The organism is Streptomyces sp. NPDC041814 (assembly GCF_055590565.1).
This window is the reverse complement of record NZ_JBVJAM010000007.1, coordinates 351,955-363,638: the sequence shown is the minus strand read 5'-3', so window position 1 is coordinate 363,638 and position 11,684 is coordinate 351,955. Positions and strand designations below refer to the sequence as shown.

The window sequence follows — 11,684 nt, the reverse complement described above, 5'->3', positions numbered from 1 at the left end:
CGGGTCAGCCGAAGGGCCGATCCGGGTCCCCGGACCATACTCCCCAAGGTGGAGACTGGGCCCGTGACGGATGAGTGGCGCGGGTGGCAGGAGGCGGCGGAGACCGCTCTCTACGGCGACGAGGGCTTCTACCGGCGCCCCGAAGGCCCCGCGGGACACTTCCGTACCTCTGTGCACGCCTCTCCCCTTTTCGCCGCCGCCGTCGCCCGGCTCCTGGTCCGTACGGCGGCAGACCTCGGCACCGCGCGGGTGGACCTGGTCGACATGGGCGCCGGGCGCGGGGAACTCGTCACCGGCGTCCTCGCCGCGCTGCCCGCCGAGGGCGGGGCGGACCTCGCGGTGCGGGCGTACGCGGTGGAGCTCGCCGACCGCCCCGAGGGGCTGGACCCCCGGGTGGAATGGTGCGCGCGGCCGCCGGCCGGGACGCGCGGGCTGCTCTTCGCCAACGAGTGGCTGGACAACGTGCCGCTCCCCGTCGCGGAGACGGACGCCGAGGGCGTCGAACGGTACGTCGAGGTCCGCACCGCCGACGGCGCGGAGCGGCTGGGCGCTCCGGTGACCGGGGCGGACGCGGAATGGCTGCGCCGCTGGTGGCCGTCGGCGGGCCCGGGCAGCCGGGCGGAGATCGGCCGCCCGCGCGACGAGGCATGGGCGGCGGCGGTCTCCACGCTGTCCGCCGGGCTCGCGGTGGCGGTGGACTACGCGCACGTACGCGGGGAACGCCCGCCCTTCGGCACCCTCACCGGCTTCCGCGCGGGCCGCGAGGTCCGGCCCGTGCCGGACGGGAGCCGCGACCTGACGGCCCACGTGGCGCTGGACGCGTGCGCGGCGGCGGTCCCGGGCGGGCGCCTGCGTACCCAGCGCGAGGCCCTGGCAGCCCTCGGCATCACGGGCGGACGCCCGCCCCTGGCCCTGGCGTCGACCGACCCGACCGCGTACCTCCGCGCCCTCTCGACGGCAGGCGAGGCGGCGGAACTGACGGCCCGGGGCGGCCTGGGCGACTTCGGCTGGCTGGAACACGCGGTGAGCCCCTCCGGCGGCCGGTTCTGAGCCCCTCCGGCGATTGAGGAGCGGGGTCCGGGGCAGCGCCCCGCAGCAGCGGCGCGCAAGGAATACTGGCCCCATGACGGAGACGACCATCGGCATCGGCGGCGCAGCCGAAAGCACCGACATGGTGCTCAACATCGGCCCCCAGCACCCCTCCACCCACGGCGTGCTCCGCCTCCGCATCGTGCTGGACGGCGAGCGCGTCCAGCAGGCCGAACCGGTCGTCGGCTACATGCACCGCGGTGCGGAGAAGCTGTTCGAGGCCCGCGACTACCGCCAGATCATCATGCTGGCCAACCGCCACGACTGGCTCTCCGCCTTCTCGAACGAGCTGGGCGTCGTGATGGCCGTCGAGCGGATGCTCGGCATGGAGGTCCCCGAGCGCGCGGTCTGGACCCGCACCCTGCTCGCCGAGCTGAACCGGGTCCTCAACCACCTGATGTTCCTCGGCTCGTACCCACTGGAACTCGGCGGGATCACGCCGGTGTTCCACGCGTTCCGGGAGCGTGAGGAGCTTCAGGCGGTCATGGAGGAGATCTCCGGCGGCCGTATGCATTACATGTTCAACCGGGTCGGCGGCCTCAAGGAGGACCTGCCCGCGGGCTGGCTCGGCCGCGTCCGGGACGCCGTCGCCTCGGTCCGCTCCCGGATGGACGTGTACGACGAACTGGTCCTCGGCAACGAGATCTTCCGCGGACGCACCCGGGGCGTCGGCGTGCTGTCGGCCGACGCGGTGCACGCGTACGGGGTGTCCGGGCCGATCGCCCGCGCCTCGGGAGTCGACTTCGACCTGCGGCGCGACGAGCCGTATCTCGCGTACGGGGAGCTGGCGGAGACGCTGAAGGTCGTCACCCGGACCGAGGGCGACTGCCTGGCCCGGTTCGAGTGCCTGCTGGAGCAGACGCACAACTCCCTGGACCTCGCCGACGCCTGCCTGGACCGGATGGCGGACCTCGTGCCGGGGCCCGTCAACCAGCGGCTGCCGAAGGTCCTCAAGGCCCCCGAGGGCCACACGTACGCCTGGACCGAGAATCCGCTCGGCGTCAACGGCTACTACCTGGTGTCCAAGGGCGAGAAGACCCCGTACCGGCTGAAGCTGCGCTCGGCGTCGTTCAACAACATCCAGGCGCTCACCGAACTGCTGCCGGGCACGCTGGTCGCCGACATGGTCGCGATCCTGGGCTCGCTGTTCTTCGTCGTCGGCGACATCGACAAGTAGGCGCCGGCGGACGCCGGCGCGTTACGAGATCGCGCTGCGCAGCTCCGCGACGTCCAGCTGCTCCGTCTCGTCGTGCGCGGTGAGGTCGATGACCTTGCCGACGGCGCGGTCCTCCGGCGCGTCCGGGCGGTGCGCCGCCAGGACCTCCGCGCCCACCACGTCGGCCAGGTCCTCGTTCTGCACGGACTCGATGGCGGCGCGTTCGGCGGCGGCGGGCACGGCCTTCTGCGTACCGAAGAAGTCGAAGCTGCCCTGCGGCACCGGATGGCGGCGGGACGCCGCGTACGGGACGACCGCGCTGGCGGCCGGGACCGGGCGCATGGCGGGCGGCTGGACGGCGGGCCGGGTGGCGGGCAGGGCGGCCTGCGCCTGCTCCTCCTCCCGGGCGCGCTCCGCGCGATCCCGCTGCGCCTGTTCGGCGATCCGGCGGGCCTTCTGGAGCGCCGCGTTGCGCGGGAGGTCGGCCAGCGCCCGGGCGGCGCGCGCGTAGGAGTCCGGGGTGGGCGTGGAGCGGGCGGGCGGCAGGGCGCGGGCGGGCGCGGACGCCTCGATCGCGAGCTGCCGCCGGCTCTCCAGGACGCTGGCGCGCTCGGTCTCCGCGTTGGCGTACCGCCGCAGCAGGGCGGCGTGTTCGCCCCGGAGCCCGGCCAGTTCGACGCGCTTGCGGCGCAGCTTGGTCTCCAGGCGGGCGCGGATCTCCCGCGCCTCCTCCAGATCCGCTTCGAGCTCCGCCGCGCGCTCCTCGGCGCGCCACTCGTCGCTCGCGCGGGCGCGCGTCAGCTCGGCGACACGACGGCCCGCCTCGCGGTCCCAGCCGCGCATGAGGACGGCGCCGGTGACGGCGGCCGCCGCCGCGGCCGCGACCAGCGCGCGCAGGACCATGGGTTCGGTCAGCAGCCAGGCTCCCGCCGCACAGGCCACCGACGCTCCGGCGACGGCCGAGGGCGGAAGGATTCTGTGCAGTGGCGGCGAATGGCGATGGCGTCCACGGGGCATGGCCCGAAATTTACCGTGTGCGCGGCGTACTTGGGGAGCCGCCCGGCAATCTGTGCCCGGCAAGTTACCCGGCGGCTCCCGCTGCCCGTTCTCCGGGCGCCCCGTTACTTCTTGATCAGGCCCTTCGACTGGAGGTATTCACGGGCCACATCCGCCGGCTTGGCGCGCTCCGCGTCGACCTTGCGGTTCAGTTGCGCGAGGTCCTCGGTGGTGAGTGCGCCGGTGAGCTTGCCGAGCGCGTCGGCTATCTCCGGGTCGCCCGCGTCCTTCGCGTTCAGGACGGGCAGGACGTTGTCCGCGTTCTGGAGCTTCTTGTCGTCGTCCAGGAACACCAGGTCATAGGTGTCGAGGACGGCGTCGGTGGTGGTGGTCAGGACGAGCTGGTCCTTGCCGTCCTTCACCGCCTGCTTGGACTGCGGGGTGCCGACGCCCTTGGGGTCGATTCCGGTGACGTCGATGCCGTACGTCTTCTTGAGTCCGGGTGCGCAGAAGGGCCGCACCTCGCACTCGTCGCCCGCCGCGACCTTGACGCCGATCTTCGCGGCGCCGAGATCGGAAAGGGTCTTCAGCTTGTGCTTGCCGGCGAATTCCTTGGTCACCGCGAACGCGTTCTGGTCGACGGCCTTCCCCGCCGGAAGGATCTTCAGTCCGCGCGGCTCGGCGAGCTTCTTCAGGGCGGCGACGGTGGCGGCGGCGTCGCCCGAGGCGACCGGATCCGCCTCGGCCTTCTTCGCCCCGTTCACCTTCGCGTTGAGGAATTCGGCGATCGTCGCCGCGTATTCCGGTACGACGTCGATCTCGCCCTTCTCCAGGGAGGGTTCGTACAGTTCGCGGTTCTTCACGGTGGTGACCGAGGTGCTGTACCCGGCGTCCCCGAGGATCTGCGCGTACAGCTCGGCGAGCACCTTGGACTCGGTGAAGGCGGCGGCGCCGACGACGAGCGAGCCCTTCTTGCCGGAGTCCTGGCCCCCGGCCGGGGCGCCCTTGTCCTCCTCCAGGCTGTCGCCGCCGCACGCGGCGAGCGAGCCCGCCAGCGCGAGGATGCCGATGACGGCGCCGGCCACGCGTGAGGTCCTGGTCATGTTCTTCTCCGTCCACGGCGGCGAGGCCGTATGCGACAAGTGGTGGATGTGCGACAGGTGTGACGAGTCGGGTGGGCCGGGGCTCAGGCCGGCCGGCGGCGGCGCAGCGGGGACAGCAGGCGGTCGACGGCCACCAGGACCGCTTCCACGAGCAGGGCGAGCACGGCGACCAGCAGGGCCCCCGCCACCACCTGCGCGGTGTCGTACGTGTTGAAACCGGCGGTGATGATCCGGCCGAGGCCGCCCTGCCCGACCATGGCCGCGATGGTCGCCGTGGCCACGACCTGGACGGCGGCCGACCGCAGCCCGGTCATGATCAGCGGGTACGCGAGGGGCAGCTCGACGCGCAGGAAGAGCTGACCGCCCGACATGCCCATCCCGCGCGCCGCCTCCGCCACCGAGCGGTCCACCTCGGTCATGCCCACGTAGGCGTTGGTCAGCAGCGGCGGCACGGCGAACAGCACCAGGGCGATGATCGTCGGTATGTACCCCGCGTTGCGCAGGGGCGAGACCATGAAGAGGGCCAGCACCGCGAAGACGGGCACCGCGCGCCCCACGTTGGCCAGGTTGACCGCGAGGGCGCCGCCCTTCCTGATGTGGCCCAGGTACAGCGCGAGGGGCAGGGCCACGGCGCAGGCCAGGGCGAGCGCGACCCCGCTGACGTACAGGTGCTCGCTCAGCCGGTGGGCGGCACCGCTCTCCCCCGACCAGTTGGCACCGGTGGTGAGCCAGGTCCAGGCGTCCCCGAGAACTCCCATGTCAGACCGCCTCCGCCTTCGCCCGTCCGGGCGCCGCCGCGGCACGCAGGCGCGTCCAGGGCGTCAGCAGCCGCTGCACCCCGAGCAGCATCAGGTCCGCGACGACCGCGAGCAGCACGCAGAGCACCGAGGCGGCCAGCACCTGGGCCTTGAAGAAGCTCGGCAGCGCGTCCTCGATGAGATTGCCCAGGCCGCCCCGGCCGACGATGGAGCCGACCGTGGTCAGCGCGATCGTGGACACCGTGGCGATCCGTATCCCCGCCATCAGCGCGGGCAGCGCGAGCGGCAGCTCCACCTCCCACAGCAGGCGGAGCGGCCCGTAGCCCATGCCGTGCGCGGCCTCCTTCGCCTCCTCGGGCACCGCTTCCAGGCCCGCCAGGATGTTGCGCACGAGGATGGTCAGCGAATACAGCACGAGCCCCGTGACCACCAGGGCGGCGGAGAGCCCGAAGAGGGGCAGCAGGAGCGAGAACATCGCGAGCGACGGCACCGTGTAGAGGACCGTCGTCAGCCCGAGGACCGGTCCGGCGAATCCGCGGCCCCGGCGTGCGAGGAGCGCCAGCGGGAAGGCGACGGCGACACCGATCGCGACCGAGACGGCGGTGATCCAGATGTGCTGGACGGTGGCGTCCGTCAACTCCTGGCTGCGGGAACGGAGATACTCCCCGCAGATCCAGTCGTTCGTCACCAGGCAGTTCTGTCCGGCCATCCGTCCCCCCACCTCCCGTTCGCCTTCTCGTACTGATGTCCGGCGAGCCTATCCTCGACCACTGACAATCGCCGGAGCCGTTGTGTTCCAGCAACATGTCCTTCACAGAACACCCGCGACAATGGGGAACCATGATCCGTTTCGAGCACGTCACCAAGCGGTATGCGGACGGCACCACCGCCGTCGACGGCCTTTCCTTCGAGGTCGCCGAGGGTGAACTGGTCACGCTCGTCGGACCGTCGGGATGCGGCAAGACGACCACCATGAAGATGGTGAACCGGCTGATCGAACCGACCGAGGGCCGGATATTCCTCGACGGGGACGACATATCCGCCATCGACCCCGTCCAACTGCGCCGCCGCATCGGCTATGTGATCCAGCAAGTGGGCCTCTTCCCGCACAAGACGGTCCTGGAGAACACCGCCACCGTTCCCCATCTCCTCGGCTGGAAACGCCAAAAGGGCCGCGCCCGCGCCGCGGAACTCCTCGACCTTGTCGGACTCGATCCTTCCGTTTATGGCGACCGCTATCCCGAACAGCTCTCCGGCGGACAGCGCCAACGAGTCGGCGTCGCACGGGCGCTGGCCGCCGATCCGCCCGTCCTGCTGATGGACGAGCCGTTCGGCGCGGTCGACCCCGTGGTCCGCGAGCACCTTCAGAACGAATTCCTGAAGCTGCAGGAACAGGTCCGCAAAACCGTCCTGTTCGTCACCCACGACATCGAGGAAGCGGTCCGGCTCGGCGACCGCATCGCCGTTTACGGGCAGGGCTCGATCGAGCAGTTCGACACCCCCGCCACCGTCCTCGGCGCCCCCGCCAACGCCTATGTCGCGGACTTCGTGGGCGCCGACCGGGGCCTCAAGCGGCTCTCGGTCACCCCCGTCGAGGAGAGCGACCTCGACCGCCCGCCCGTCGTCCACCTGGACGACCCGCTGTCCACCGCGACCGAACGCCTCCGCGCGGAGGGCGCCCGCTGGGCCGTCGTCCTGGACGGGGACGAGCACCTGCACGGCTGGATCCCCGCCGACGACGCGCGCACCGGCGCCAAGGGCACCGTCCGCGACCACGCCCGCCGCATGGAGGCGTGGCTTCCGCTCGGCGCCCCGCTCAAACAGGCCTTCGCCACCATGCTCCAGCACGACGCCGGCTGGATCGCCGTCATCGACGAGGCGGGCGAGGGCCGCTTCCTGGGCGTGCTCACCCCGGCCCGGCTGCACGAGGCGCTCCGCCGGTCGGTCGGCGCGGACGGCCGCGCGGTGCCCCGCGCGGAGGTCGAGGTCGAGAGCGTGGCGGGGGCGGCGGGCCTCTGAGAGGGCCGGGCCGTACGCTCAGCTCTCGCTCAGCCGGCTGCTCAGCCACTCCAGCGCGGCCGGGATCTCCCGGCGCCACGTGTTGAAGTTGTGGCCGCCGCTGTCCAGCACGATCGAGGAGACCTGCGCCGGCTGCTTCACCTTGGCCACGAACTTCCGCGTGCCGGCGTAGTTCGCCTCGCCCTGGCGCGAGGTCGTCACCAGGAACGAGGAGTCCGGCTGCGGCCGGTTGTCCAGCGTCCACAGCAGGTCCGCCCGGCGCCGCGCCGCCTCGTCACCGTGGAAGAGGTCGCCGGTCGTCGGGTCCTCCGCGGCCTTGTAGTACGCGGAGAGCCCCGCGCTCGCGGCGTACCGGCCCGGGTGGTGCAGCCCGATCTTCAACGCGCAGTAGCCGCCCGTCGAGTTGCCGATGATGCCCCAGTTGCGGGCCCGCTTGCCGACGCGGTAGCCGGCCGACACCGCTCGCGGCACGTCGTCCGCGAAGAACGTCTCCGTCTTCGGACCGCCCTTTATGTCCACGCACTCGGTGTCCCGGGGCGGCGCCACGGTCGGACGCAGCATCACCAGGATCATCGGCTGCGCCCGTCCGGCCTTCACCCGTTCGTGTGCCGTACGCGGATAGCGCAGCCCCTTGATGAGGTTCTCCGAGGTGCCCGGGTAACCGGTCAGCACCACCACCGCCGGGAACTTCCGCCGCGCGAAGGCCGGCTGGAAGTACTCCGGCGGCAGATACACGTACGCGGCGCTCTCGATGCCCGAGCGCTTCCCCGCGATCACGACCTTGTCGATCCGGCCGGCCACCCTCGGCAGCGATCCGCCCGGCACGTCCGGCCGCTGTGAGCCCACCCGGACGATGTTCTTCGCGGCCAGCGTCCCGGCGGCGTGGTCGGTGACCACACCCAGCTCCTGCTTGCGGCCGAACAGGTCGGCCCAGGAGCCGTAGAAGAGGAAGCTGTTGTTGGCCAGCAGGCCGACCGTGGCGAACACCGCCACCTGGGTCGCGAGCAGCATGCCCACCCGGCCGAGCACCGCGGGCGCACTGCGCCGGGCGAGCCTCGGCCAGCACCAGACGGTGACGGTGAACAGCACGACGGCCAGTGCGATCGCGAGGATCAGCAGCGGCTTGCCCGTAAGGCCCATGACCGGTGAACTTTCTGTCAGGAAATTTCCGGGCAGCGGTGAACCCACGGTCCGGAAGGATCGTCCTAGAGGTCGCACATCGTCCGCAGGGCTCCGGCCGCCGGACTCCAGGAAATCTCTCGCGGAACCACGGGAAGCGATGTCTGTCACGCTAGATGGGGATAAATCAGGATCGGTTCCGGTTCGCGCACGCACGTATCTGCGCGGCCCCCGGCCGGAGGCCGTGCCCGCGCTCGTCGGCACCGCCTGCACCGCCGTCGGACTGATCGACGTCGCCGCCGGGGTCTTCCCGCGGTTCCGGCACAGCCGCATGCACAGTCTGGCCGAGGTCCTTCCCGGGGCCCTCGGCCCGTTCGCCGCCGCACTCTCGCTCAGCGCCGGAGTCCTGCTGCTGCTCCTGGCCCACGGCCTCAAACGCCACAAGCGGCGGGCCTGGCGGGCGGCGGTCGTCCTGCTCCCGGCGGGCGCGCTGGCCCAGTTCAGCTACCGGCACTCGATTCTCGGTGCCCTGGTCTCGCTGACGCTGTGCTACCTGCTCGTACGCCACCGGAGCGAGTTCGCCGCCCTGCCCGACCCGCGCAGCCGGTGGCGGGCCCTGGCCAACTTCGTGCTGCTCGGAGCGGGGTCGCTCGGCCTCGGCCTCGTCATCGTCAGCGTCCATCCCCGCCGCATGGTCGGCAGCCCGAGCATCGCCGACCGCCTCCAGCACGTGCTGTACGGCCTGGTCGGCTTCGAAGGGCCCGTCGACTACTCCGGGGACACCTCCTGGACCGTCGGCTGCTCGCTCGGCGCCCTCGGCCTGCTGACCGCCGTCACCACCATCTACCTGGCCTTCCGCCCCGAGCACCCGGCCGCCCGGCTCACCGAGGACGACGAGGCCCGGCTGCGCGCCCTGCTGGAGCGGCACGGCGGACGCGACTCCCTCGGCCACTTCGCGCTCCGCCGCGACAAGGCCGTCGTGTTCTCGCCCAGCGGCAAGGCCGCCGTCTGCTACCGCGTGGTCTCCGGCGTGATGCTCGCCAGCGGCGACCCGATCGGTGACGTGGAGGCGTGGCCCGGCGCCATCGAACGCTTCATGGACGAGGCCCGGGCGCACTCCTGGACCCCCGCCGTCATGGGGTGCGGCGAGACCGGCGGCGAGGTCTGGACCCGCGAGACCGGACTCACCGCCCTGGAACTGGGCGACGAGGCGGTGGTCGACGTCGCGGATTTCTCCCTCGCCGGGCGGGCGATGCGCAACGTACGCCAGATGGTGAAGCGCATTGAGCGGAACGGCTACGAGACCCGCGTCCGGCGCGTGGCCGACATCGGCGAGGCCGAGCTCGCCCGCATCCGCCGGGCCGCCGCCGACTGGCGCGGCACCGACACCGAACGCGGTTTCTCCATGGCGCTCGGCCGGATCGGTGACACCGCCGACCGGGACTGCTTCGTCGCCACCGCCCACAAGGCGGACGAGCAGACCGCCGACTCCCCGTACGGCGACCTGAAGGCCGTGCTCCACTTCGTGCCCTGGGGCACCGACGGCATGTCCCTCGACCTCATGCGCCGCGACCGCTCCGCCGACCCCGGCATGAACGAGCTGCTGATCGTCGCGTCCCTCCAGGCCGCGCCCCGGCTCGGCATCAGCCGCGTCTCGCTGAACTTCGCGATGTTCCGCTCGGCGCTCGCCCGGGGCGAGAAGCTGGGCGCGGGGCCCGTCCTGCGGGTCTGGTGCGGGCTGCTGATCTTCCTCTCGCGCTGGTTCCAGATCGAGTCGCTGTACAAGTTCAACGCCAAGTTCCGGCCGCGCTGGGAGCCCCGTTTCGTGGTCTACCGCACCGCCCGCGACCTGCCCCGCATCTCCTTCGCCGCGATGCAGGCCGAGGGCTTCGTGCACCTGGCACTCCCCCGCCCCCTCCGGTCGGCCCCGCGCCGCCCCTGCGCCCACGCGCGGCCCCAGGCGGGCGAGCAGGACGCCCGCACGGCATAGCGCCGTCCCGTACGGGCCTACGCTGGTCATATGAGTACGTTGCGCGGGACGGTCCAGGGTCTGCCGGAGTGGGACCGCTGCGCGGTCATGGGGGTCGTCAACGTGACCCCCGACTCCTTCTCCGACGGGGGCCGCTGGTTCGACACCACGCGGGCGGTCAAGCACGGCCTCGACCTGGTCGCCGAGGGCGCCGACCTCGTGGACGTCGGCGGCGAGTCCACCCGCCCCGGCGCCAGCCGGGTGGACGAGTCCGAGGAGCTGCGCCGGGTGATCCCGGTCGTCCGGGGCCTGGCCTCGGAAGGCGTCACGGTCTCCGTCGACACCATGCGCGCCCGCGTCGCCGAGCAGGCGATCGCCGCCGGCGCGGTCCTGGTCAACGACGTCAGCGGCGGCCAGGCCGACCCGGACATGGTCCCCGTGGTCGCCGCCGCCGGCGCGCCGTTCGTCGTCATGCACTGGCGGGGCTTCAGCGAGTCGATGAACAGCCGGGCGGTGTACGGGGACGTGGTCGCCGAGGTCACCGACGAGCTGCGCGCCCGGATGGACGCGGTGGTGGCCGGCGGCATCGCCCCGGAACGCCTGGTGATCGACCCCGGGCTCGGCTTCGCCAAGGACGCCCAGCACGACCTGGCGCTGCTGGCCGGTCTGGACGCGCTGCGCCCCCTCGGCCGCCCCCTGCTGGTCGCGGCGTCCCGCAAGCGGTTCCTGGGCCACGTCCTGGCCCGCGAGGGCGGCGCCCCGCCGCCCGCCCGCGAGCGCGACGCCGCCACGGCCGCCGTCTCCGCCCTCTCCGCCCGGGCCGGCGCCTGGGCGGTCCGCGTCCACGAGGTCCGGGCCACCGCCGACGCCGTCCGGGTCGCCCGCGCCATCGAGGGAGCCGCGTGACCGGGCCGGGCGACGAGGTGGCCGGGCCGGGCGGCGAGCACGCGGACGCCGCCGCCGACATCGCCGCCGTCGAGCAGGCCAACACCGCGTACTACGAGGCCGTGGAGCGCGGCGACCTGGACGCGCTGACGTCGGCCTGGCTGCCGGACGAGGAGCTGACGGTCTCCTGCGTCCACCCCGGGTGGCCGGTGCTCAGCGGGCGGCGCGAGGTGCTGCGCAGTTACGCGCTGATCATGGCCAACACCGAGTACATCCAGTTCTTCCTGACCGACGTCGGCGTCTCCATGACCGCCGACACCGCGCTGGTGACGTGCACCGAGAACATCCTCAGCGGCGGTCCCGCCGAGGAGGGCGCCTCGCTCGGCCCGCTCGTCGGGCAGCTCGTCGTCGCCACGAATGTGTTCCGCCGCACTCCGGACGGCTGGAAGCTCTGGTCGCACCACGGGTCGCCCGTACTGGCCGAAACCGGTGAGGAAGAGGACGAAGACCCCGCGTCCTGAGCCGGTCCGGGCCACTTCCGGGCACGAAAGCCGACCTGGGGTGATTGGAACCGCCGGCATCGGGGTATC

At 72.4% G+C, this 11,684-nt stretch carries 11 protein-coding genes; 6 read left to right on the top strand and 5 right to left on the bottom strand.

The features are described from left to right. The first annotated feature begins 63 nt into the window (after positions 1-63). Both ACZ6C6_RS20315 and ACZ6C6_RS20310 read left to right on the top strand, forming a co-directional pair. Positions 64-1,050: an SAM-dependent methyltransferase gene (locus ACZ6C6_RS20315; protein ID WP_469204638.1), complete on the top strand. Its 987-nt coding sequence runs from the start codon at positions 64-66 to the stop codon at positions 1,048-1,050. A 73-nt stretch (positions 1,051-1,123) separates the two neighbouring features. Next, positions 1,124-2,266, top strand: coding sequence for an NADH-quinone oxidoreductase subunit D (locus ACZ6C6_RS20310; protein ID WP_469204634.1), 1,143 nt, complete (start codon positions 1,124-1,126; stop codon positions 2,264-2,266). 21 nt (positions 2,267-2,287) lie between these two features. On the opposite strand, the gene ACZ6C6_RS20305 is transcribed toward ACZ6C6_RS20310, so the two are convergent. The 4 genes from ACZ6C6_RS20305 to ACZ6C6_RS20290 all read right to left on the bottom strand — a co-directional run bounded on the left by ACZ6C6_RS20305 (position 2,288) and on the right by ACZ6C6_RS20290 (position 5,811). After that, the gene (locus ACZ6C6_RS20305) at positions 2,288-3,148 is read right to left on the bottom strand and encodes a hypothetical protein (RefSeq protein WP_469204700.1); all 861 of its coding nucleotides are present in this window, start codon (positions 3,146-3,148) and stop codon (positions 2,288-2,290) included. Between the two features lie 218 nt (positions 3,149-3,366). Next, positions 3,367-4,344: an ABC transporter substrate-binding protein gene (locus tag ACZ6C6_RS20300; RefSeq protein ID WP_469204631.1), complete on the bottom strand. Its 978-nt coding sequence runs from the start codon at positions 4,342-4,344 to the stop codon at positions 3,367-3,369. An 83-nt stretch (positions 4,345-4,427) separates the two neighbouring features. Then, complete coding sequence (locus tag ACZ6C6_RS20295; protein WP_469204629.1) at positions 4,428-5,102, bottom strand: ABC transporter permease; 675 nt, start codon at positions 5,100-5,102, stop codon at positions 4,428-4,430. Position 5,103: 1 nt separating this feature from the next. Then, entirely contained in the window at positions 5,104-5,811 is a 708-nt protein-coding gene (locus ACZ6C6_RS20290; protein ID WP_469204627.1) for an ABC transporter permease, read from the bottom strand. 131 nt (positions 5,812-5,942) lie between these two features. On the opposite strand from ACZ6C6_RS20290, the gene ACZ6C6_RS20285 reads away from it, so the two are divergent. Next, positions 5,943-7,121, top strand: a complete 1,179-nt coding sequence (locus ACZ6C6_RS20285; protein ID WP_469204624.1) for a betaine/proline/choline family ABC transporter ATP-binding protein — start codon at positions 5,943-5,945, stop codon at positions 7,119-7,121. Positions 7,122-7,139: 18 nt separating this feature from the next. Here ACZ6C6_RS20285 and ACZ6C6_RS20280 read toward each other — a convergent pair whose 3' ends face one another. Further along, positions 7,140-8,261: an alpha/beta hydrolase gene (locus tag ACZ6C6_RS20280; RefSeq protein ID WP_469204622.1), complete on the bottom strand. Its 1,122-nt coding sequence runs from the start codon at positions 8,259-8,261 to the stop codon at positions 7,140-7,142. A 139-nt stretch (positions 8,262-8,400) separates the two neighbouring features. On the opposite strand from ACZ6C6_RS20280, the gene ACZ6C6_RS20275 reads away from it, so the two are divergent. From ACZ6C6_RS20275 to ACZ6C6_RS20265, 3 genes are read left to right on the top strand one after another with little or no spacing between them, the layout of a single operon-like run. Next, positions 8,401-10,230, top strand: coding sequence for a phosphatidylglycerol lysyltransferase domain-containing protein (locus ACZ6C6_RS20275; protein ID WP_469204620.1), 1,830 nt, complete (start codon positions 8,401-8,403; stop codon positions 10,228-10,230). A gap of 30 nt (positions 10,231-10,260) precedes the next feature. Continuing rightward, positions 10,261-11,115 carry a dihydropteroate synthase gene (gene folP, locus ACZ6C6_RS20270; protein ID WP_469204618.1) on the top strand — a complete coding sequence of 285 codons (855 nt, stop codon included), beginning with the start codon at positions 10,261-10,263 and terminating at the stop codon, positions 11,113-11,115. Then, on the top strand, positions 11,112-11,615 hold the full coding sequence (locus ACZ6C6_RS20265) for a nuclear transport factor 2 family protein (protein WP_469204615.1): 504 nt from the start codon (positions 11,112-11,114) through the stop codon (positions 11,613-11,615). Before folP ends, ACZ6C6_RS20265 begins: the two co-directional genes overlap by 4 nt. Positions 11,616-11,684 lie beyond the last annotated feature (69 nt).

Bases quoted from the DNA above. Each gene is read 5' to 3' on its own strand.
- ACZ6C6_RS20295 (WP_469204629.1), bottom strand. From the start codon at position 5,102: ATGGGAGTTCTCGGGGACGCCTGGACCTGGCTCACCACCGGTGCCAAC.
- ACZ6C6_RS20275 (WP_469204620.1), top strand. From the start codon at position 8,401: ATGTCTGTCACGCTAGATGGGGATAAATCAGGATCGGTTCCGGTTCGC.
- folP (WP_469204618.1), top strand. From the start codon at position 10,261: ATGAGTACGTTGCGCGGGACGGTCCAGGGTCTGCCGGAGTGGGACCGC.
- ACZ6C6_RS20290 (WP_469204627.1), bottom strand. From the start codon at position 5,811: ATGGCCGGACAGAACTGCCTGGTGACGAACGACTGGATCTGCGGGGAG.
- ACZ6C6_RS20285 (WP_469204624.1), top strand. From the start codon at position 5,943: ATGATCCGTTTCGAGCACGTCACCAAGCGGTATGCGGACGGCACCACC.
- ACZ6C6_RS20300 (WP_469204631.1), bottom strand. From the start codon at position 4,344: ATGACCAGGACCTCACGCGTGGCCGGCGCCGTCATCGGCATCCTCGCG.
- ACZ6C6_RS20280 (WP_469204622.1), bottom strand. From the start codon at position 8,261: ATGGGCCTTACGGGCAAGCCGCTGCTGATCCTCGCGATCGCACTGGCC.
- ACZ6C6_RS20310 (WP_469204634.1), top strand. From the start codon at position 1,124: ATGACGGAGACGACCATCGGCATCGGCGGCGCAGCCGAAAGCACCGAC.
- ACZ6C6_RS20305 (WP_469204700.1), bottom strand. From the start codon at position 3,148: ATGGTCCTGCGCGCGCTGGTCGCGGCCGCGGCGGCGGCCGCCGTCACC.